Here is a 21,881-nt window from a genome sequence, read left to right as displayed (position 1 = left end):
TGCCGCCACGTCACGCTGACTGATTTTCATTTTTCCACTCCCGTCCGGTTGCTGCCTGCTGCTGTTGCTGCTGCATACGGCTGTTGTTCAGCGCCTGGGCTTTTGGCGCGTCCATCACCAGCATCCCCTCTTTTAACACCACGACGCGCTCCACCAGTTCCAGCACCGGCACGCGATGCGTGGCGACAATCAGGGTGCGATGCCCGAGCCAGTCGCCCAGACGCTGGATGAATTCCCGCTCGGTGTGCTCGTCCAGCGACGCGGTGGGTTCATCCATTAGCACAATATTCGGATCGCGCAGCAGCATCCGCGCCAGCAGAATCGACTGGCGTTGCCCGCCGGATAACCCCACGCCGTTTTCCATGATCGGGTAGTCCAGCCCCTTGGGCAGCTTCTGCACGAAGCCTGCCGCGCCGGTCAGCTCCAGCGCCTCGAAAATCTCTTCGTCGGTGGCGCGCGGCATGCCGAGGGTGATGTTTTCGCGCAGGGTGCCGTAAAACAGCCGCGCGTTCTGGGTCATAAAGCCGACGTTGCGCCGGACGTCGGCGACGTCGAGATGCGGCAGGCTGAAGTTATCAAGCCGCAGCTCGCCGGCCGCCAGATCCATTCCGCCCGCCATGGCCTGCAGCAGGGTCGATTTGCCCGCGCCGTTGCGCCCGAGGATCGCCACTTTCTCACCCGGTCTGATCTCCAGCCGGTTAATGCGCAGCGCCATGCGCGGATCGTCCGGCTGATAGCGGAACTGCGCCTGCTCGAAGAGGTAATGACCGCGCAGCACGTCCTGGCGGATCGGCGTCTCCTCGCGCTGATTTTCGGTGGGAAGCTGCATGATGATGTCCAGCCCTTCTTTTGCCGCTTTGACCTGCTGCCAGCGCGCCAGCACGCCGCACAGCGTCGCCATCGGGGCGATCATGCGGGAGGCCAGCATCGACGCGGCGACCACCGAACCGGTGGTGAGGGTGCCGTCGATCACCATCGGGGCGCCGACCACAATCACCCCGGCGTAGACCAGGCTCTGAATGGTCATCCCCCAGCTAATCAGGTTCTGCGTCAGCTCGCGGGTGCGCAGGCCGGATTCCGCGGTGATCTGGATATAGCTGTTCCACTGCTGCAAAAAGCGGTTTTCCGCCTGCATCAGCTTGATGTCCTCCAGCCCCTGCACGCTCTCCACCAGCACCGCGTTGCGCAGGGTCGATTCATGGGCCGACTGCTTTGCCAGCTCCGCCAGCTTCTTCTGCAGCAGCAGGCCGGGCAGGACCATGATCACCGCCGCGACCGGGGCGATCCACGCCAGCTGCGGGGCGATGATCGCCAGCACCACCACGAACAGGAGAAAGAACGGCAGGTCGACAATGGTCGAAATGGTGGACGAGGTGACCATCTCACGGATCTGCTCCAGCTCGCGCAGCTGAGAGATAAAGCTGCCGGTGGAGCGGGGGATCGCGCTGTTGCGCAGCCGCAGCGCGTGGCCGAAGACGCGATCCGAAACGCGCATGTCCGAGCGCTTGCCGAGCAGATCCATAATGTGCCCGCGCGCCACGCGCAGCACAAAGCCAAACAGGGTGGCAATCAGCACCCCGATGGTCAGGACGTAAAGCGTCGGATAGGACTGGGCGGGGATCACCCGGTCATACACCTGCATGGAAAAGACGATCCCGGAGAGCGACAGCACGTTGATAAAGAGGGCGGCCAGCATGACCCAGCTGTAGGGGCGCAGGTCGCGCATCACCAGCCGGTAGAGCCAGTCCGGGCGGTATTTTGAGATATAGGCATCCACGCGGCTGTCCTTCAGCGCGGCGAGTGGACGCAGGGCAATGACGTGGCGGATAGCGGGCAGCATCGCCGTCATCGACAGCCGGTTGGTGTAGGTCTCATCGTCGAAAAAGCTGACCTCCAGCGTATCGTCCCCGTCGAAATGCTCGATCACGCCGATCCTGCCGTCATTCATCGCCACCACCACCGGCAGACGCCAGCTGTTGATCGCCTGCCGATCGTCGGTAAGAAGCTGAAACGACAGCCCCGCTTCGCGGGCCAGCTGGGTGAGGGCGGGCACCATCGGTTTGCCTTTCAGCCACGGCGCGCCTGCGATCAGCGCGCCGGGCGAGCAGGCGACGCGGTAGCGCGTGGCGACAAAGCCAAAGGCCTGCGCCCACTGCGCCAGCGCCTCATCCGTCATCGTTTCGCCCTGCGGAATTTCGCGTTGCTTCATGGCTGGATCTCCACGGTCTGGATGGTGCGGTTATCAAGATCGAACGCATGACGCAGCTGCCCGGTGTTATACAGGCAGTTGAGCTGCAGCTGGTGCAGCTGACCGAGGGTCTGCTGCTGGGTGAAGCGCGCCTGGTAGACCTCCTGCTCGGCGTTGAGCACGTCGAGGAGCGGGCGCGAGCCGAGATCGAGATACTGCTGCTGGTACAGTTCGCGGGTGCGGGCGCTGAGGGCTTCCTGGCGGCCCTGGATTTGCAGCGTGCTTTGCAGGCTCATCACCTGGCTGCGGGCTTCCAGCAGCTTCTGGCGGACGTCAAGACGCGTACGCTGAACGGTGGACTGCGCCGCCTCCACCGCGTGTCCGGCAGCGTTACGCCGGGCGGTGAGGCCGCCGCCCTGGTAGAGCGGCATCTGCACTTTCACCCATGCGGAATACTGGGTGCGATCCCGGGTTTCGCTCCCCGCATAGCGATCGTTCATGTAGTGACGCACCTCCGGCTCGAGCGAGACGGTGGGCGTCATCTGCGCGTCGGCGTAATCGAGGTTCGCCTGGGCGACGTTAGCCTGCGCCCAGGCGGCAAGTACCGCGGGCACCAGACGGTCATCCGGCTCGGCAATGTCGCAGCTCCGGCCCAGCTTTTGCGGAAAGTCATTGCTGATTGCGTTCAGGCTGTTCCAGCCGAGAAAGCTCATCAGCGTGGCGCGGGCGCTGTCCAGGCTGGCCTGGTACTGCATCAGCTGGGCGCGGGCGCCTTCGATACGGGCATCGGTCTGCACCACGTCAGAAAGCGACGTGGCCCCTTCGTCGTTACGCTGGCGGGTCAGCGTGCCAATGGAGGAGAGGGCGTCGAGCTGCTCTTTAGCGGTCTCGACCATCTGCTGCCAGGTTTGCACCTGCACCATGGCGATGGCGGTATCGTGAGCGATGGTGTCGATACTCACCAGCACGTTGGCCTGCTGCTGGGCAACGCCCGCGCTCTCGGCCCGTACCTGGCTGTCCACTTTGCCAAAGTCGTAGAGCATCTGTGAGAGAGAAAGCACCAGCGACGGCGTAAAGCCGTTCTGGTCACCGTCGTGGGAATAACCGTTGTCCACGCCGGCATTAATCTGCGGATAGTATTTTGATTTAGCGACGTCCACCTCTTCGCTCTGCTGGTAGAGTTTCCCCACGGCTTCGCTGATGGCCGGGTGCCAGGTGACGGCGCGGTTGACGGCATCGCCAAGCTGCAATGAACCGGGTGCGGCTTTGCCGGCCGCAGGTGCGACGCGGCCATTGAGCGAGGGGAGTTCCTGCGTTTCGCGAAGCTGTCCGGTATTGATGATTGCCGCCGGGTTCGCGCAAAGAGCGGGCACAGATATCAGGCAGCACGAGAGCCACCAGTGAGGCATCTTCATTCCCATGTCATGTCCCTATTAAAAAGAGTATGTCTTTATTATTTATGCCCGGGCGCTGTGCGCCCGGGTCATCTCTTGCAGGTGCTATCAGGTAATGATGTGTTGCTGGTTAACAAGCTCGTCGTAGGTGGTCTGAACGCCATCAAGCGTAACGAGCGTGGTATTAGTGTAGGTGCCTCCCGCACCGTCACGGTCGATGGAGATCACGGTATTGCCATTACTATTAGTGACATGGAGATAATTCCCCAGCGTCGCGGCGCTACCGTTCCAGCCCACCAGCAGATCGCCGATGTCGATTTTGTCCCCCTGCGCCAGCGAGAAGCCGGTCCAGTGATCGCCCGCGGTGCTGCTGACGTTACCCGCCGTGGCATTCCCCACCGTACTGTTCAGCACCTGGTAAATCAGCGTATCGCCGTAGGCCGTACCGGTGATGGCGTCGTTATGTTCCGAACTGATGAACTGCGGCGCCATATTGATGGTCAGCGTGGCGCTGTCCGTTCTCCCGGTAGCGTCGGTCAGGGTGTAGTTGAAGGTCTCCTTCGACGTCATGGATGAGAGCGATACCCCGCTGTTGAGGGTATAGGTGTAATGGCCGTCAGCGCCGATCGCCAGGACGCCGTAATGGCCGGTGATGTTCACCGTTGCGCTGCCGGTATATGGATCCAGCGTGGTGGTCACGCCGTTGTACCCGGTAACGCTCAGACGGGTATCCACCGAGTGGAGCTGATCCAGCACGCCGCCAGAATCGGTGCCGTCAAAGATATTGCCGTTGACGGTGTGGCTGCCGGTGACGTCGAAATCACTCAGCGAGTAGGTGGTGCCGTTCACGCTTGGCGTGATGGTGATGTTCCCCACGCTCAGCCCCGGTACGCTACCGGTAAAGTTCAGCGTATAGGTCCCGGCGTTCAGATCCAGCCCGGTGAGCGGGATGTCGATACTGCCGCCCAGCAGGGAGCCGCCGCTAAAGGAGCCGCTGCGGATCACGCCCGAGCCGTCGCTGATGGACCAGTTTACCGTCAGCCCGCCCAGCGCCAGCAGCGAGGCCACGTTAAAGTGGAGCGACACGTTGTGCAGCGCGGTGTTCGCGTCGACCACGAAGGTTCCGCTGCCGGAGCCCTGGGTTGACGAGAGCAGGGCCGTCGTCCAGCTGGCGGTGCCCACGGTCGTATCCGAGTATGCCGACGTGTGGTGCACCGAGGTGAGGTCCATCGTGGCGCTGACATCGTTCACCGCATCCATCGCCCGGGGGGTTGGGGTGATGTTGAGCGATGCCGTATCCTTCGAGCCGTCAGGCGCGGTAACGGTGTAGACGAAAGTATCCGGCGTGCTGATATGGTCCGCCCCCACGCCGCTTCTCAGGGTGTAGGTGTACTGTCCGGACGAATTGATGGTCAGCGTGCCGTATTCCCCCTGAATGGTGGTGGTTCCACTGCTGTTGACCGCCACGCCGTTCACTTCGGTGACCAACGTGCCTGGAGGAACTGGGTCATTCGCCAGCACGTCGCCCGTGGTGGTTTCGCTGATGCTCGCCACGCTGTAGACATGATCCTGCAGGACGCTCAGCGTGTAGCCCGTCAGGACGGCGATCCCCGATGCGGTATTGAGTAAGAACAGGTACTCCCCGGCCGGCAGATTCAGCGTCAGCTGGGATGACGTGCCCCCCAGCAGCGGGGCGCGCAGCCAGCCCGACTCGACGCGAACCTGCTCGAAGGTCTGGGTGGCGTTGTTGAACTTATAGACGTACAGATCGAACACCGATGCCAGCGCCACGCCGCCCACGGAGGCCTGGATGGTCATGGTGCGGGTCGTGCCTTCCTCCACGTTGTAGATAATCGGGTTGGTCATGTCGTCCAGCAGGTTAAGCCCCAGCGTGCTGCCGAGATTAATGCCCACCAGGGTAAAACCGTTCTGAGACGAGGCGCCGTTATTAATCTCGCTCACGGTGGTATCAAAGGTCAGCGAGGCTGTATCGTCCACCGCCACAATGCCGTTGATTACCGTACCGGCACCCAGAGACAGCACCAGCTGCGCCGACGCGCTGACGCCGTTATGGGTGATGGTGTAGGTGAAGTTCTCCGTCCGGCCAACGACCGCGGCGCTGGTGTCGGTCAGGTTGTAGGTGTAGCTGCCGTCGCGGTTGATGGTCAGCGTACCGTATTTGCCCTGGATCACCGTGCCGTCGGCGTTCACGCTGGTGGTGACGCCCTGGGCGTTAGTGACGGCGGAAATGGTGGTTCCGGCCGGCGCGTTGTCGCTGCCGGCTGTCGGGTCCGTATCGAGGATCACGTTGCCGTTGAGGCTGGTATCGCCCGTGACCGTACCCGGACCGGTCTCTTTCACCGCCACGTCGAGGCTGGTGTAGGAGCCGGTTGCCAGCAGGTTGGTGTTGTAGCTGAGCACGCGATAGTTGCCGTCGGCCAGCCCGGTCAGGTTCAGCGATACGCCGGTTGCACCGAGGGTCAGGAGATCGGCAAACTGCGGTTGGCCGGTATCCACCACGGTGGTCCAGGCGCCGTTGACGTAATGCTGAACCACCAGTTCAAGGGTGTTGAGCAGAGAGAGCACCGCACCCGTGGCGTTGGCGTTCACCACGATATCCGCGCTGCCGCCGCTGCCCACCGTGAAGTTGACCTGGGCCGTATCATTGCCCAGCAGCGTCAGGACGTTGCCGACGGCGCCAACCAGCAGGAAGCCGTAATCGCTGTACTGGCTGTTGGTCACGGTTGCCGTGGTGCTGAGGTTCAGCTCTTCGACGTTATTGCTGGCGGAGAGCGGCACCACCGGCGCAAGGGCGGAGCCCGGCAGCGAGGTGTTGCCCGCGGCGTCGGTGGCGGTGATCTGCAGCGTCTGGCCTTCGGTCTGTTTGTTAATGAAGGTGTAGGTGTAGGTGCCGTTGCTGCCCGCAATGGCGGTCACCGTCGAGCCGTCCGCAAGGCGGATCGCGACGGTGCTGCCTGCTTCCGCAGTCCCGGTCAGGACGCTACCGTCGGCGTTGAAGGTCCCGGTCGGCGCCGTTGGAGCGGTCGTATCGACGATAATCGTCGTCACGGCTGACGCCACGCTGGTGTTGCCCGCGGCATCGGTGGCCGTGGCGGTGAAGTTATGCGTGCCTTGCGCCAGCGTGGTGGTTTGCGGCAGGGTCCAGTTGCCGCTGCCGTCGGCGGTCACCGTGCCCACCAGCGTGATGCCATCGTAGATCCGCACCGTGGCATTTGCTTCGGCGGTTCCGCTCAGCGTTGGGCGCGTGTCGTTGGTCGGATTCGTACCGGTCACCGGGCCGGTGACGCTGCCGACGTCATCAATGACCGAACTGATGATCGGTGCGCCCGGCGCGAGGGTATCGACGTTAATCACATACCCGGCGGTCGGCGCGCTCGCGTTGCCCACCGCATCGGTGGCGGTAAAGGTTAAATTGTGCGGACCGTTGCCCAGCGCCGGGGATGGCGTAAAGCTCCACGCCCCGCCGGTCGCCGTCACGCTGCCGATTTGTACGCCGTTATCGAATATTTTCACCGTCGACCCGGCTTCCGCCGTACCGCTGAGGGTTGGCTGCGCGTCGTTGGTGAACCCGCCGTTCGCCACCGGCGTCGCCGCATTGCCCACGTCATCCAGAATGCTGGTCAGCACCGGCAGCGCAGGCGGCGTGGTGTCGACGGTGAGGCTAAAGCTGGTGGACGACACGCTGGTGTTGCCTGCCGCATCCGTCGCCTGCGCGGTGAAGCTGTGCGCGCCAGCGGTCAGCGTGGTGTTGAGCAAGATACTCCAGCTTCCGTTGCCATCCGCGGTGCCCGTTCCGACAAGGGTAGTTCCCTCATAGATCTTCACGGTGGCAAACGGTTCGCTGGTTCCGACAAGGCGCGGTACCGTATCGTCGGTTGTTTGCCCGGACGTAAGCGGGCCGGTGATGGTGCCCACGTCGTCTATCGCCTGGCTGATAACCGGCGCGTTCGGTGCGGTGGTATCCACAATCAGGGTAAAGTCCGGCGAGTTCAGGCTGACGTTGCCCGCTGCATCGGTGACCGTGGCGGTCCAGGTATGGCTGCCGTTGGTCAGCGGCGTTGACGGCGTAAAGCTCCATGCGCCGGTACCGTCCGCCTGAACGGTGCCGACCGGCTGCCCGTTCTCATACACGGTGACCGTGGCGTTGGCGGTCGCGGTGCCGTTTAGCGTCGGCGTGGTGTCGTCGGTGCTCTGCCCGGAAGTGAGCGGAGTTTGAATGCTGCCCGCGTTGTCACCCGCGGTCGAAATGACCGGCGCCGACGGCACGCCCGTATCCACCGTCAGGTTAAACGGTGTCGTCGTGCTGCCGGTATTGCCAGCCACGTCGGTGGCATTGAAGGTGATGGCGTGTGGACCTTCGCCCAGATCGGTACCCGGGGTGAAGGTCCAGCTGCCCTGGGCATTCACCACCGCAGTGCCAATTTCGTTGCCATCAACGATCACGTGCACGGTAGAACCCACCTCGCCCGTACCGTTGAAGGTTGGGCGCGCGTCGTTGGTGCTGTTACCCGACGTGAGCGCCCCGGTGACCGGACCGACGTCGTCAATCACGCTGGTCACCACCGGTACGCCGGGGGCTGCGGTATCAATGGTAAAGGCGAAGACCGATGAGTTAGCCGAGGCGTTGCCTGCGGTATCCGTTGCATACGCGCGCAGGGAGTAGCTGCCGTCGCCCAGCGGCGCGGTCGGCGTAAAGGACCAGTTCCCGCTGCCGTCAACGATCGTCGTGCCAATCTGCGTGCCGTTATTCATGATGTGAATCGTGCTGCCCGCCTGCCCGGTGCCGCTGATGGTCGGGGTGCTGTCGTTGGTCACCTGGCCGCTGGTGAGGTTACCCTGGACGCCGCCAGGGACGTTGTCGCTCACATTATCCAGCGTCGGAACCGTCGGTGCCGTCAGGTCAACCACCACGCTCCAGGGAGCTGAGACCGCGCTGACGTTGCCCAGCGGATCGGTCGCCCGGACGGTGAAGCTGTGCGAGCCTTCGCCGAGCGCGGTGTCAGGAGTAAACGTCCACGCGCCGGTGCCGTCAGCCGTTACCACGGCAATCTGGGTACCGCCGTCGAAAATGGTCACCACGCTGTTTGCGTCCGCTGTCCCCGAAAGGGTTGGCGTGGCATCGTTCGTCTCGGTGCCGCTGACCACCGTGGTGGCGGTGTTACCGACGTTATCCGTGACGTTGGTGATGACCGGCGTGGCGGAAACGGAGTCCACCACGACGGTGAAGCCCGCCGAAGGACCGCTCTGATTCCCCGCCGGATCGGTCTCGCGGATGGTCAGGATATGGTTGCCTTCTGTCAGGACGGGCGTGGTGTAGCTCCAGGTGCCCGTATTGCCGACCTCCGCGGTCCCCAGCAGCACGCCGTTGTTGTAGATGGAGATGGTATCGCCGACCGCGCCGGTGCCGGTGAGGGTCGGCTGGTTGTCGTTGGTGGTCTGGCCGCTGGTCAGCGGTCCGGTGCCCGGACCGACGTCGTCAATCACCGCGCCGATAGCTGGCGTGCCCGGTGCGGTGAGGTCGACGGTGACGCTGGCCGCCGGAGAGCGGCCGCTGGTCTGGCCGTTGAGGGTCGCGGTCACCTCAAAGGTGTGCAGCCCCTCGCCAAGCGCGGCTGGCGTATAGCTCCAGTTGCCGCTGCCGTCGGCGGTCACCGTCGTCAATGGCGTCGCGCTACCGTCCTGATAGATGGTAATCAGGCTGCCCGCTTCGGCCGTACCGGTAAGCGTTGGCGTGGTGTCATTAGTGGTTTTGCCTTTCACATCGCCAGTAATCGGGTCTGCGTCATCGACGATCGCCGTGATGACGGGCACCTGCGGCAGGTCGAGCGGTGAATCGACGACGACAAAAGGCACGCCCGCGCTGGCATTCCCTGCGGCATCCGTAGCGGTCACGGTCAGCGTGGTCGGATCCAGCTGCGCCGGACTCAGCGCAATGGAGAAACTGCCGTCGCTGCCGACAACGCCGGTACCAATGACCGTGGAACCGTTTGTCACGGTAATGATGCTTCCCACGTCACCGGTACCGGTCAGCGGTGTTCCTTCATCAGCCAGCAGCATGTTGCCCGGATCTGCCGGGGCGACGGTGTCTACCGTCACGCTCAGCGGTGCTGAATCACCGGAGGAGTTACCCGCTGGATCGCTGGAAGAGACGGTGAAGGTATGCGGGCCATCCGGCAGCGTCGTGTCGGCAGTCCAGCTCCAGGTGCCGCCCGGCTGGACCGTCACCAGCACCGTAGATGGCGTGCCGTCTACGGAAACGATAACGGTGGTACCGGGTTCACCGGTCCCGGTAAGGGTTGGCGTGCCGTCCTTCGTGTAGAGCACATTATTAGACAGCTGGCTGTCAGCTACGGCGCTAATGACGGGGATCTCAGGCGCAACGGTATCGAGGGTAACGGTAAAGACCGAACTCGGTGCGCTGAGGTTGCCCGCTGCGTCCACGCCCGCCACGGTAATGTTGAGCGGACCGTCCGTTTGCGTTGGAAGCGTCAGGTTCCATTCCCCGTTAGCCACCACGACACGGCCCACTTCGACGCCGTTGTTGTAGACGATCACCGTCTCACCGTTGACGCCGGTTCCGCCCACTGTCGGTGTGGTATCCGTGATGTAGCCACCGTTCGGCTCACCGCCCACTGCACTAATCACCGGCGTATCCGGCGCCAGGGTATCCACGACGATGGTAATCGCTGGAGAAGGGTCAGAGACGTTGCCTGCTTCATCGGTGGCGGTGGCGGTATAGGCGTGGCTGCCCTCGGCAATGTCGCTGCCCGGGCGCCAGCTCCAGTTGCCGCTGCTGTCTACCGTGACGGTGCCCACGACGGTTGATATGCCGTTGACGGTGTCAGTGATGTTGATGACGTCGTTAGGCGTGCCGGTGCCGCTCAGGACCGGGCGCGGATCGTTGGTGGTTCCGCCATCGGGTACGGGGCCGGTGATCTGGGTGACGCTGTCGGTGACGGTCGGTGCCGCAGGCGTAGCCGGCGCTTCGGTATCAATGGTGATGGTTACCGGCTGCGACGGGGCGCTTTCGTTGCCCGTGCCGTCCACGTTGGTGACGGTCAGGGTGATGTCATAGGTACCGCCGGACAGTGGGGGTGATGGCGTCCACGACCAGCTGCCGGTATTGTCCACGACAGCGTCGCCGATTTTGGCGCCGTTGTTGTAGATCGTCACGGTATCGCCCGCCGTGCCGGTACCGCTCAGGGTTGGCGTGGTGTCGCGGGTGGTTTCGCCCGGGTTTAGCGTTGTTGCTGTTCCGTCAGGATTGACGGTGATGGCCGGGACGTCCGGCGTGGCAGGCGCGACGGTATCCACCGTCAATACAAACGGGCTGGAGATGGTGGTATTGCCTGCGGCATCCGTGGCGTGAACCGTCAGCGTATGCGGGCCGTCGGTGAGCGGGGTAACGGGCGTAAAGCTCCAGCCACCGCTGCCGTCGAGGGTGGCGGTACCGAGCAGGGTGGCGCCGTCATAAACGGTGATCACCGCATCAGCCGGGGCGGTGCCCTGCAGCAGCGGTGTGGTGTCATCCGTGGTATCGCCGCTGCTGAGCGTGCCCTGAACGCCGCCGACGTCATCGGTCACGGTGGCGATGGTTGCCGCCGCAGGCGGCGTGGTATCGACGGTCAGGGTGAAGCCACCTGACGGCTGGCTGGTGTTACCCGCCGCATCGGTCGCGACAACGGTAAAGGTATGAGGCCCGCTGCCAAGAGGCGTGGTGAGGGTATAGGTCCACGTGCCGTTGTCGTCGACCAGGACCGTGAAAAGATCGGTGCCATCCAGGCGGATGGTGACGCTTGAGCCAGGTTCAGCCGTGCCGTTGAGCGTCGGCGTGGTGTCGTTGGTGCTGTCGTTGGGGTTGAGCGCGCCGAGGCGTTCCGGCACATCATCCAGCACCTGGGTAATGACCGGGGCGGCAGGCGCGACGCTGTCAATCGTCAGAGTCCAGGTGTTGGAGACGCCGCTGGTGTTACCTGCCGCATCGGTCGCGACGGCGGTCAGGGCGTGCGGGCCCTCGGCGATAGGCGAGGAAGGCGTAAAGATCCATACGCCAAGACCATTGGCGACGGTCGTACCAATAGCAACACCGTCCACGCGCACGGTGACCGTCGCGTTTGCTTCGGCGGTACCGCTGAGCGTCGGGGTGGCGTCGTTAGTGGTCTCATTAATGTCGAGCGAGCCGGTGCGACCGGGAACATCGTCCACAACTTGTGAAATCACCGGGGCGCCAGGTGCCGTGCCGTCGACGTTAATTGTCCACGGGTCTGATAACCCGCTTGGGTTACCGGCGGGATCCGTCGCCTTCGCGGTCAGCACCCAGGTGCCATCGGTCAGCGGTGCGGGCGGCGTAAAGCTCCACAGGCCGGAGGAGGGAACAACCGTCGTACCGAGGACATCGCTGCCGTTATAAATCGTGATGGTCGAGCCCGCTTCGCCCGTCCCGTTCACGGTCGGGGCCCGGTCGTTGGTGAGGCCGTTCTGGCCCACGGGGCCGGTGGTGGCCTGCACGTCATCCATCACCGACACGATAATTGGCGTCTGCGGTGGGGTAATATCCGGTGACGCCGCGGAGGTTGCGGGCCCCGTGTTGCCCGCCGTGTCGGTGGCGTCAGCGGTCAGGATTTCGCCGTTGAGCTTCGGCGGGGTCAGCGTCAGGCTAAAGTTCCCTTCGCTGTCGGCAATAACAGTGCCAAGGGTGACATTACCTTCACGGATGGTCACCGTGCTGCCAGCTTCCGCGATGCCGCTGATGGTGCCGCCATCATTCGAAACCTCGAGATTACCCGGGGCAGACGGCGGCGTGGTGTCCACGGTGAAGATGACGGGCTCTGAGGTAGCGCTCAGGTTTCCGGCGGCATCGGTTTCAGTGACGGTTATGGAGTGTGTCCCGTCCGGGAGCGGGCCGTTCGGCGTGACGCTCCAGGTGCCGTTGGGCAATACCGTCGTTGTGCCAACCACCACGCCGTTATCGTAGATGGTGATGGTTCCGCCGGGCTCGCCGGTTCCCGCGAGGATGGGCAGTGAAGCATCGGTAGGCGCGACAGACGTGATGGTTCCCTTGATCAGGCCCGTATCGTCGGTCAGCACAATCGCGCTCGGCGCGTCCGGCGGAGTAAGATCCACTGTAAGGGTAAACACCGGCGACGCTGGCCCGGTGTTGCCGGCGGCGTCGGTTGCCCGCACGGTAATCTGGTGAGTGCTTTCGCTCAGATCAACCGACGGGGTAAAGGTCCAGGTGCCGTTGCTGGCGACGACCGCTGTACCAATGGCGACCCCGCCGTCATAAATCGTCACGGTCGAGCCCGCTTCGCCGGTGCCGGTAAGCTGCGGGCGCTGATCGTTGGTGCTGCCGCCGTTGCTGACTGCTCCCGTCTGCGGGGCGATATCATCCGTTACGCTGGTGATTGCTGGCGCATCGGGCGCGGTGGTGTCCGGCGCGTTGAGCGTTGTGCCCGGGCTGGTATTCCCGGCGTTATCCGTGGCGGTGGCGGTCACCTGCTCGCCGTTGGTCAACGGTGTGCCGAGAGAGACGGTAAAGCTGCCGTCGCTGCCCGTTTTTCCTGTGCCAATGACGTTGCCGTTCGCGTCTTTCAGCGTGATGGTACTGCCGGGTTCTGCGGTACCGGTGACGGTTTTGCCATCTGAAGAGAACTTAAGGCCGGAAGGCGCGTTCGGCGCTGTCGTATCCGCATTGGCCGAATTGTTACTGCCGCCACTATCACCGCCGCCGGTGCTTGCCGCCGCCGCGATGCCGCCCGCGGCGGCAATGCCGCCCAGTGCCCATGGCCAGATGGCTGCACCACCGGCGTCGCTCCCGGAGGCCGCAAGCAGCACGTCCGTGGACGCGATAGATTCGTACGTGGCGGCTCCGGTCGGATCTTCAATCCACCATAATGCGCCGTTGCTGTCCTGCAGTACCAGCTGGCTCACGCCCTGCGCGTCCGTAACGTAGAAGTTTTTAAGGGTGATCACCTCGCCGGAGTGCAGCGTAACCAGCAGATCGTTACCGTTTCGCGCGAAGTGGGAGACGCTCGCTCGCTCGACATTAAGCTCAACGATAGAGGAATGGCTCAGGGTAACCTGTGTGCCTTCCGTGGTCGTTTCCACGCCAGTAAGTTTCGATATAACAGAGATTTGGCTCATTTAGGCATTACTCCAGCAGATGTGTCATGAACGGCGAGCAAGACGAGCCATCTCTGCAGAAGGTAAAGGGCGCCCCCGGCGCAGTCGCTGTTATTACGCAGCACTGACCGTTGTTTTTAGCGCGCACGATGCCCGCCAGAATTCAGAGTGGCAACATCAGAGCGAATCTAATGACTTATAAAAGAGAACAGTTTTTATGGGTGTTTTGTATCGTGTAAAACCCTGTAATTAATAGGGGAATTATTTTTTAGAATATAAAAATGATATAGACAGAAAACGAAGGTTGTGCAAATTAAGCTTTCGTAAATAAGTGCCAAAACAATGAAGAGGGCATTAATGTATTGGTGTGGTTAATAATTTACTCGGTTCAACCTTTTGTTTTATATGATTTTAGTTTTAACCTGTGACGTTGATTCTGAATGTGATTTACGCAGTATGATAATTGGTAGGGGACATTTTTAATATACTGTAAAACGTTATTGTTTAAGTGCGCTTAATATGTGTTTAAGTTAGGGTAACGTTTTTGATATAATATATATTATATCACCCGCACAATAAAATATATTTTTATGCAGGCTTAAAACTCTGCTATCACGCGAAAATAATAGCGTTAAGTAAAGGGTAAAATAACCTGATTTATTTCCAATGGGGCTACGACGTCAGCATGATTTTGCGACAGCAAAAAATTCACGGGGAGAATGAATAAAAATCGTCAGTCGGGCGTTTACTGACGTCACTTCCTTCTTACCCTGGAGCTTTATATGAACACGACCTCGTTTCGTTTGATCCCGGTGCTGATTTTTTCCCTGCTGTCCCCCCTGGCGCTGGCAATGGGCAATAATAGTACCGAGAGCAAAACGCCCGATTGTCCTTCCGGACAGGTGTATGACAGCGCCACCCAGAAATGCGTGCCGGACAAAAGCAGCAGCCTCAGCGACCAGGACAAAACCAACTATGCGTACCATCTCGCGAAGAAAGGCGAGTACCAGGCGGCGCTGAACCTGCTTGATTCGCTGAAAAATGGCAATACGGCTGAAGCGTGGAACTATCGCGGGTTCGCCACGCGCAAGCTTGGCCGCACGGACGAAGGGATTGGTTACTACCAGCGCGCGCTGGCTATCGCACCGGATTATGCCAAAGCCCGGGAATACCTCGGTGAAGCGTGGATGGTAAAAGGACGTCCTGACCTCGCGAAAGAACAGCTGAAGGTGATTGCCGGTATTTGTGGCCAGTCCTGCGAGGAGTACCGTGACCTGCAGGCCGCCATCAACGGGCATCCGGAATCCTGATTTTCTCGTGGAGGGAAAACACATCGCTACCAGTGAGGTTCGTCAACAGTTAGCCGCACACCTGCCGCGCCTCTGGCGCTATGGGCTGGTGCTGTCGCGAAACAGGGATATCGCCGAAGAGCTGGTTCAGTCCACCTGCGTGCGTGCGCTTGAAAGGAGCAGCCAGTATACGCCGGGCACGCGCATCGACAGGTGGCTGTTCGCGATACTGCACTCCATCTGGATCTCTGAGCTTCGGGCACGACACGTGCGTCAGGGGCAGGGATTTGTGGCCAGCGATGAGCTTCTGGCGCCGGACACCCGCGAACAGGATGAGACGCGTCTGCATTATCTGAAGGTGATGCAGCGCGTCAACGCGCTGCCTGAAGCCCAGCGCAACGCAGTATTTTTGGTTTATGTCGAAGGCTTTACCTACCAGGAGGCGGCGGACACTCTGGCGGTACCTGTTGGTACCGTTATGAGCCGGCTGGCGACGGCGCGGGCTCGGCTTGCCAGATCCGCTGACGCACTGCCTCCGGCAAAGGAGAAACGCTATTGAACTCGCACCGTTTTGCACCGCCCTATAACGACGACGCTATCGTGGCATGGATAGATGGCGAGATGTGCCGCGTCGACGCGCAGCAATTTGAAGAACAGTTGAAAAGTGACGAACGCCTCTCCGGGCGAACTAACGAACTGATGAAAAGCAGCCAGGATTTCGCCGGGGCGTTTGCCCCCCTGCTGGATGAGGCACCTCTGGAGGCAATGCAGGCGCGTCTGGCGGCACTTCCCGATCCACAATCCTCCACGCCTGCTGGCGTCAGCAGGCGGGCGCTGATCGCCGCGTCGGCCAGCTTTTTGATGGTCGGATCCGGGCTGGGCTACCTGCTGCGGCCCGCTTCCGCGCCAGCGGATGAGAATGCCCATATTCGCGACCTCGAAGCGCAATATATGTCCCTGTACAGCGTTGAGACGCTGCTGGATATGGACAGCGCAACGCCGGTCCTGCAGCGCGGGCTGGAACGAGCCGCGCAGGACATCGGCATCAAGCTGCACATGTCGCAGCTTGTCCTGCAGGGGGCAGAGCTGAAAATGGTGCGAATGCTGCGCTATGAAACCATCTCGATCGCGCAGATTGCCTGGATCAACGCCGACTACGGCCCGATGGCGCTCTGTATCTCTCCTGTAGATGAGAAGACCATGGCCTCTCTTCGCCAGGAGCAGCGGCACGGTATGAACCTGGCGTGGTGGCAGGAGGCGGGCTACCAGTTTGTCCTGATTGGCCGCAACCCGCCGTCTCACCTGCGGGGAAACGCGGAGCAGCTACAGCGCCTCATCTCAGGATGACGGCACGTCGTTCGTCTGAATCGCAATGGCGATGGCAATACGATCGTCCACGACCAGCGCAAACTTATCCATCCCGTAGGCCGCGCGCGAGATCGCCGTCGTGGCATCCAGCGTGAGGGCCTGCGCGTGCGGGTCTTTCACGATGGCCTCCAGGATCACCGGGCGGGCAATGTTTCGTACGGTCAGCGTGCCGAACACCCTGAACCGCCCGTCGCCCTGGGCAACCACGCGAGAGCTGATGAACTCGATCGTCGGGTAGCGCTCGGATTCAAAAAACATATCGCTTTTCAGCTGCCAGGTGAGCAGCTTGTTTGAGGCTACGAGAGTCGCTACGGGAATAGTGACGTGAATATGGTCGTCGACGTCGTTTTCCGGGTTGAGCGTCACGGCGCCCGTCACGCCGCTGAACGTCGCCCAGGAGAGGATGCCGCCGAAGGCATGCCACGACAGCCGAATGGCGGTGTTATTGGCGTCAATTATGTAGCTCTTCGGGGCAGCCGTCGCCCACGGACAAATCAAAACAAGCACTATCACCAGGCGTCGCAGCATCTCAGGATCTCTTTTAGGGGGGCAGGGAGTAAACGCGTCACCCCCGGGATCTATTCGGCTTTGTTGACGTTATTTCAACCGGAGCGCGATAACCGGACCTGGTGACAAGTGTAGCCTTGAGAACGCAGAGTTGCGGGGAATAAAAAAGGCCGCTTGCGCGGCCTTTCGAAGGGATTATTCAGTGACTTTCTTTTCCAGCTCGCTGGCACCTTCTTTGGTTTTGTTCCAGCCTTTCTCAGCGCCTTCTTTGGTGGCATCCCACCCTTTCTCGGTGCCTTGTTTGGTTTTATGCCAGGCTTTCTGGGAATCTTCGCTGACCTTGCTGCCCAGGCTTTCGCTTTTACCTTCCGCAGCATGTTTTTGCTTCAGCTTCAGCTCTTCACCTTTGTTCTGCTCTTCGTGCAGTTTTTGCTTCGCCTCGTTGGCATTTGCGTTCGCCGCAGCGACGGTATCGTCAGTTGCATGTGTGGTCGCAGCAAATACTGGGGAAGCCAGCAGAACGGCAGATAATGCGATAATTGTTTTTTTCATAATATCCTCATTTAACGTTATCGGTTATGAGCGTGATTCAGCATGGCACAGGCGAAACGGGATGGCTTTAGGAAAAAACTGTAATGAGATCAATGTTCCCTGCTGAGGGATATTTCGCCTGAGGATTATCCAAAGGATAAAAAGCCTATTTCAGCAAGGGCGGCGAGGGTCAGGAGAATGAAGATAATAACGGTTATGGGTCTGTACATGGTGGGGTTCCTTCCGGGTTGAGCGGCTATTCCGTAGCGCTGGGTGGTGTGGGTAATTTTGCACAGGAGAAGGGGGAAGGGGGTTGATGTTTGTCAAAGGGATGGAAGGAACCATGGGCATGGGGCACAAAAAAGCCCGCAGGGCTTGCGCCGTGCGGGCTCTTAGGACTTCATCGGATGACTCTGGTAATCACCGATGGAGAATTTTGGTGGGCTGGCGGAGTCTGAATTGGTTGTGTAATTTATTGAATTAATTTGAATAACTGCTAGTTCAACTTTTCTTAGGGGCCTATTTGGGTGCCTAAAAGTTTTTTCTCCCTTTGATGAGAAAGAAGACGAGATAGGGACTGTGCGTGGTGATATCTAGTTGAGTCGTCACACTGAAAAACAGATTTGACCTGGTAACCATTTCTTGCGCAGCAAACGCGCCGCGCATATACGGTTTGGGCTTACCTTTTATCAAACGCTTAGACTACTATTCGCCTGCGAAATTTTTTGGATAAAAGCCATCATCACCAATGCAGCATCGAAAAATGCTTAATTAAAAATGCTCACGCCTGCATCCCCTTACCCCGTGCCAGGTTAATTCTTTCAACGCATTCCTTAAACGCTTTAAGTTGCTCCGTAGAGAGTTCAGATTCATCAATTTTGACCAGAAGAGCGTTGAGAGAGCGTTCAATATCATTTTTAATTAACCGTAAGCAGATAACCTTAACCCAACGTGGAGAGAGCTTACTGAGGCCAATTGCTCTTGTGATTTGTAATTTCATGCGATGCCTCTCAACCGCCAGTGTGCCGGTTTTCAACCTCGGTTATAACACGCAATGGACAGGACTTCTGTTATTCCTTCGCCTAAAATTTAGCATGAAGCGCTTAGCTTGGGTGCAACCAGGATTTCATTAAACATCAAAATTAGTTTTGCATCATGACGCGCAAGCGCCACGTCATAACCAGAGTTACTAGTTCACCTCAAGGTAGTTTTTCATATTCTGACACAGGATGGGATATCTCCTTTGTGCCATAGTGGATGTTATTAATCTCATGCAGTATGGATTCACGAAAAATATACGTTAAATTTTGTCCTGATTGACACGGGATGAAAGCTCCTGATAGCTCTCTTTTCTCTCGCTGTAACGATCTGCAAGATAACCAGTTTGTCCCTTAAGCAGCACCGTGATTTTAAACAGCTCCTCGGCTACATCGACGATACGGTCATACCATGACGAAGGTTTCATTCGGCCGTTTTCGTCGAACTCTTGCCATGCCTTAGCAATGGAGGACTGGTTGGGGATAGTGAACATCCGCATCCATCGGCCCAGAATGCGCATTTGGTTCACCGCATTAAAGGACTGCGAACCACCGCAGACCTGCATCACTGCAAGTGTCTTGCCCTGCGAAGGACGAACCGCGCCTTCACTTAAGGGTATCCAGTCTATTTGCGCCTTCATCACCGCGCTCATCGTCCCATGCCGCTCAGGGGAACTCCACACCATCCCGTCACTCCATCTGACCAGGCCGCGTAGTTCGGTGACCTTAGGGTGCGTGTCTGGCGCATCATCAGGCAGGGGTAAACCAGAGGGGTTAAAGAATTCCACCTCCGCGCCCATTGCAGTCAGAAGACGACCGGCTTCCTCCGCGGCAAAGCGGCTGTAGGAGCGCTCTCTTACTGAGCCATACAGGATAAGAATCCGTGGTGGCGCTTGCAGGTTCAGGCGTTCAGCGATGTGTTGATCAAAGAATTCAATATTAAGGGCAGGAAATTGTTCCATTTTTCTCCTCCGGAGAGAGTAGATGATTTCAAATTTAACACATATGATTTATCATATATATATTCTAAAGGGAACGGAGTGAAAAATGCTACAACCTGTTCAGCTTTTCAAAATCCTGTCGGATGAAACTCGGCTCGCCATCGTCATGATTCTCCGGGAGTCAGGAGAACTGTGCGTTTGTGATATCTGCGCAGCCATTTCCGAATCACAACCCAAAGTCTCGCGACATATGGCTATCCTTCGTGAGGCCGGGCTGGTTCTGGACCGTCGTGAAGGCAAATGGATCCACTATCGTCTGTCACCCCACATACCGGCATGGGCAGCTGAGACAATCACGACGTCCTGGCAGTGTATGCGGGAGGATTTGTGTAAATGGCTAGATAAATCAGCCTGCATCTCCTGCTGAGAAAAGAAAACAAATTCACATAATCATATATAACGGAGTCTGAGATGCTTTTGGCGGGGAGTATATTTTTACTGACGTTGATACTGGTGATCTGGCAACCCGGAGGCCTGAGTATTGGCTGGAGCGCGAGTATCGGGGCTGTGCTGGCGCTGGTAACTGGAGTCATCCATATCGCTGATATTCCCGTTGTCTGGAATATCGTCTGGAACGCGACAGCGGCATTTATTGCGGTCATCATCATCAGCCTGCTGCTTGATGAGTCCGGCTTCTTTGAATGGGCCGCACTGCACGTCTCCCGCTGGGGTAACGGACGTGGCCGCCTTTTGTTTAGCTGGATAGTCTTGCTTGGGGCTGCTGTTGCTACACTGTTTGCCAATGACGGAGCCGCACTGATCCTGACGCCGATCGTAATTGCGATGCTGCTCGCACTGGGATTCAGTCAGGGCACGACACTGGCCTTTGTCATGGCCGCAGGATTTATTGCAGATACGGCTAGCCTGCCGCTCATTGTTTCTAACCTGGTGAATATCGTCTCGGCGGACTTTTTCGGTCTGGGCTTTACGCAGTATGCCTCCGTGATGATCCCCGTAGATGTGGCCGCGATTACGGCCACGCTGGTCATGCTGCATCTCTTCTTCCGCAGGGATATTCCGGTGACGTATGACGTTTCGCTGCTGAAGACGCCTGCCAGTGTGGTAAAGGATCCGGCAACGTTCAGGGCGGGCTGGATTGTCCTGTTTTTGCTGCTTGTCGGTTTCTTTGTTCTGGAACCTCTTGGGATCCCGATAAGTGCGATAGCCGCTACTGGCGCAGCAGTACTGTTCATAGTGGCGAAAAGAGGTCACGCCATCAACACAGGAAAAGTCCTGCGCGATGCACCATGGCAGATAGTTATTTTTTCACTGGGCATGTACCTGGTGGTCTATGGCCTGCGCAATGCAGGGCTCACGGAGTCTCTGTCTGACGTGCTAAACCTGCTGGCAGAAAAGGGGTTATGGGCAGCAACGTTCGGCACCGGCTTCCTGACCGCGTTCCTGTCGTCGGTAATGAATAACATGCCGACGGTGCTGATTGGTGCGCTGTCGATTGACGGAAGTACGGCGACAGGCGTCGTCAAAGAGGCAATGATTTATGCCAACGTGATTGGCTGCGATTTAGGCCCGAAAATCACTCCGATTGGCAGTCTGGCAACCCTGCTGTGGCTACATGTGCTGGCACAGAAAAACATGACCATCACCTGGGGATATTACTTCCGCACCGGCATAATCATGACCCTGCCCGTGCTTTTCGTCACTCTGGCTGTGCTGGCGTGGCGGCTCTCTGTCACCTTGTAGCGAGATATTGATATGAGCAATATTACCATCTATCACAACCCGGCCTGTGGCACCTCACGTAACACGCTGGAGATGATCCGCAACAGCGGCAACGAACCGACAATAATTTATTATCTCGATACTCCCCCGACCCGTGATGAGCTTATTAAACTTATTTCAGATATGGGGATTACAGTGCGCGCCTTGCTGCGTAAAAACGCTGAACCTTATGAACGCCTGGGTCTTGATGAAGAGAAATTTAGTGATGGGCAGTTGATTGATTTCATGCTTCAAGATCCAATCCTGATTAATCGGCCGGTAGTCGTTACGCCGCTCGGTACTCGTCTTTGCCGCCCTTCGGAAATAGTGCTGGATATTCTTCCGGAAGGTCAGAAAGGAGCGTTTACCAAAGAGGATGGCGAGAAGGTCATTGACGAAACGGGAAAGCGGGTTAGGTAATCTGTCCACTTCAAGATATCGGACGCCTGTTTAATCTACGAGGGCGTCCGCTTGCCGTTCACTAAAGACCTCCAGCCTACTAACCCCGTCCGCATTATGCTATGAGAGGAAAAACTGTGGTGTTGGCTGCATTACAACTGCGTAATGTCACCATTAATACCTTCTTTACCCAGTTTATAGCGCAACATAATCTCTTCATGAAACACCTTGTTGAAGCCGGTTACGAACCAGATGCTTCTCGACGATCCTCTAAGGATGGTTGTGGGCTATCCGTAAAAAGAGCC

The 21,881-nt window shown here is 59.0% G+C and carries 13 protein-coding genes; 6 read left to right on the top strand and 7 right to left on the bottom strand.

Translation table 11 applies throughout. The features are described from left to right. Positions 1-10 precede the first annotated feature (10 nt). The 3 genes from EnteroDNA1_RS09000 to EnteroDNA1_RS08990 all read right to left on the bottom strand — a co-directional run bounded on the left by EnteroDNA1_RS09000 (position 11) and on the right by EnteroDNA1_RS08990 (position 13,746). Positions 11-2,209, bottom strand: a complete 2,199-nt coding sequence (locus tag EnteroDNA1_RS09000; RefSeq protein ID WP_069303204.1) for a type I secretion system permease/ATPase — start codon at positions 2,207-2,209, stop codon at positions 11-13. Continuing rightward, positions 2,206-3,609 carry a TolC family outer membrane protein gene (locus tag EnteroDNA1_RS08995; RefSeq protein WP_039263438.1) on the bottom strand — a complete coding sequence of 468 codons (1,404 nt, stop codon included), beginning with the start codon at positions 3,607-3,609 and terminating at the stop codon, positions 2,206-2,208. Before EnteroDNA1_RS08995 ends, EnteroDNA1_RS09000 begins: the two co-directional genes overlap by 4 nt. 81 nt (positions 3,610-3,690) lie before the next feature. Further along, positions 3,691-13,746: a BapA/Bap/LapF family large adhesin gene (locus EnteroDNA1_RS08990; protein WP_048979781.1), complete on the bottom strand. Its 10,056-nt coding sequence runs from the start codon at positions 13,744-13,746 to the stop codon at positions 3,691-3,693. Between the two features lie 761 nt (positions 13,747-14,507). On the opposite strand from EnteroDNA1_RS08990, the gene EnteroDNA1_RS08985 reads away from it, so the two are divergent. From EnteroDNA1_RS08985 to EnteroDNA1_RS08975, 3 genes are read left to right on the top strand one after another with little or no spacing between them, the layout of a single operon-like run. Next, a complete protein-coding gene (locus tag EnteroDNA1_RS08985) occupies positions 14,508-15,035 on the top strand; it encodes a tetratricopeptide repeat protein (RefSeq protein WP_023294382.1) in 528 nt (175 codons plus the stop codon). Positions 15,036-15,042: 7 nt separating this feature from the next. Continuing rightward, the gene (locus EnteroDNA1_RS08980; protein ID WP_080973605.1) at positions 15,043-15,573 is read left to right on the top strand and encodes a sigma-70 family RNA polymerase sigma factor; all 531 of its coding nucleotides are present in this window, start codon (positions 15,043-15,045) and stop codon (positions 15,571-15,573) included. Then, positions 15,570-16,361: an anti-sigma factor family protein gene (locus tag EnteroDNA1_RS08975; RefSeq protein WP_048979778.1), complete on the top strand. Its 792-nt coding sequence runs from the start codon at positions 15,570-15,572 to the stop codon at positions 16,359-16,361. The genes EnteroDNA1_RS08980 and EnteroDNA1_RS08975 overlap by 4 nt, the downstream gene beginning before the upstream one ends. Here the strand turns inward: EnteroDNA1_RS08975 and EnteroDNA1_RS08970 are convergent. From EnteroDNA1_RS08970 to arsH, 4 genes are all read right to left on the bottom strand, one after another. Continuing rightward, positions 16,353-16,910, bottom strand: coding sequence for a YceI family protein (locus EnteroDNA1_RS08970; RefSeq protein WP_045888783.1), 558 nt, complete (start codon positions 16,908-16,910; stop codon positions 16,353-16,355). The two genes, EnteroDNA1_RS08975 and EnteroDNA1_RS08970, sit on opposite strands and share 9 nt — an antisense overlap. Positions 16,911-17,084: 174 nt before the next feature. Beyond that, positions 17,085-17,441, bottom strand: coding sequence for a hypothetical protein (locus EnteroDNA1_RS08965; protein ID WP_029740047.1), 357 nt, complete (start codon positions 17,439-17,441; stop codon positions 17,085-17,087). A 760-nt stretch (positions 17,442-18,201) separates the two neighbouring features. Beyond that, positions 18,202-18,420, bottom strand: a complete 219-nt coding sequence (locus tag EnteroDNA1_RS08960) for a hypothetical protein (protein WP_010434242.1) — start codon at positions 18,418-18,420, stop codon at positions 18,202-18,204. Positions 18,421-18,720: 300 nt separating this feature from the next. After that, entirely contained in the window at positions 18,721-19,419 is a 699-nt protein-coding gene (arsH, locus tag EnteroDNA1_RS08955; RefSeq protein ID WP_047057997.1) for an arsenical resistance protein ArsH, read from the bottom strand. An 85-nt stretch (positions 19,420-19,504) separates the two neighbouring features. On the opposite strand from arsH, the gene EnteroDNA1_RS08950 reads away from it, so the two are divergent. Genes EnteroDNA1_RS08950 through arsC form a run of 3 tightly spaced genes read left to right on the top strand, consistent with a single transcriptional unit; the run spans position 19,505 to position 21,597 of the window. Continuing rightward, positions 19,505-19,825, top strand: a complete 321-nt coding sequence (locus EnteroDNA1_RS08950) for a metalloregulator ArsR/SmtB family transcription factor (RefSeq protein WP_047057998.1) — start codon at positions 19,505-19,507, stop codon at positions 19,823-19,825. Positions 19,826-19,869: 44 nt separating this feature from the next. After that, positions 19,870-21,159 carry an arsenic transporter gene (locus EnteroDNA1_RS08945; protein ID WP_047057999.1) on the top strand — a complete coding sequence of 430 codons (1,290 nt, stop codon included), beginning with the start codon at positions 19,870-19,872 and terminating at the stop codon, positions 21,157-21,159. Between the two features lie 12 nt (positions 21,160-21,171). Continuing rightward, entirely contained in the window at positions 21,172-21,597 is a 426-nt protein-coding gene (arsC, locus tag EnteroDNA1_RS08940; RefSeq protein WP_069303203.1) for a glutaredoxin-dependent arsenate reductase, read from the top strand. Positions 21,598-21,881 lie beyond the last annotated feature (284 nt).

Source organism: Enterobacter sp. HK169 (assembly GCF_001719105.1).
Lineage (GTDB): Bacteria > Pseudomonadota > Gammaproteobacteria > Enterobacterales > Enterobacteriaceae > Enterobacter > Enterobacter asburiae_B.
This window is presented reverse-complemented; position numbering and strand designations above follow the sequence as displayed.

Excerpts from the sequence above, each read along its gene's own strand:
- EnteroDNA1_RS08965 (WP_029740047.1), bottom strand. The coding sequence starts at position 17,441 with ATGAAAAAAACAATTATCGCATTATCTGCCGTTCTGCTGGCTTCCCCA.
- arsH (WP_047057997.1), bottom strand. The coding sequence starts at position 19,419 with ATGGAACAATTTCCTGCCCTTAATATTGAATTCTTTGATCAACACATC.
- EnteroDNA1_RS08970 (WP_045888783.1), bottom strand. The coding sequence starts at position 16,910 with ATGCTGCGACGCCTGGTGATAGTGCTTGTTTTGATTTGTCCGTGGGCG.
- EnteroDNA1_RS09000 (WP_069303204.1), bottom strand. The coding sequence starts at position 2,209 with ATGAAGCAACGCGAAATTCCGCAGGGCGAAACGATGACGGATGAGGCG.
- EnteroDNA1_RS08985 (WP_023294382.1), top strand. The coding sequence starts at position 14,508 with ATGAACACGACCTCGTTTCGTTTGATCCCGGTGCTGATTTTTTCCCTG.
- EnteroDNA1_RS08990 (WP_048979781.1), bottom strand. The coding sequence starts at position 13,746 with ATGAGCCAAATCTCTGTTATATCGAAACTTACTGGCGTGGAAACGACC.
- EnteroDNA1_RS08995 (WP_039263438.1), bottom strand. The coding sequence starts at position 3,609 with ATGGGAATGAAGATGCCTCACTGGTGGCTCTCGTGCTGCCTGATATCT.
- EnteroDNA1_RS08945 (WP_047057999.1), top strand. The coding sequence starts at position 19,870 with ATGCTTTTGGCGGGGAGTATATTTTTACTGACGTTGATACTGGTGATC.
- EnteroDNA1_RS08950 (WP_047057998.1), top strand. The coding sequence starts at position 19,505 with ATGCTACAACCTGTTCAGCTTTTCAAAATCCTGTCGGATGAAACTCGG.
- EnteroDNA1_RS08960 (WP_010434242.1), bottom strand. The coding sequence starts at position 18,420 with ATGAAATTACAAATCACAAGAGCAATTGGCCTCAGTAAGCTCTCTCCA.
- arsC (WP_069303203.1), top strand. The coding sequence starts at position 21,172 with ATGAGCAATATTACCATCTATCACAACCCGGCCTGTGGCACCTCACGT.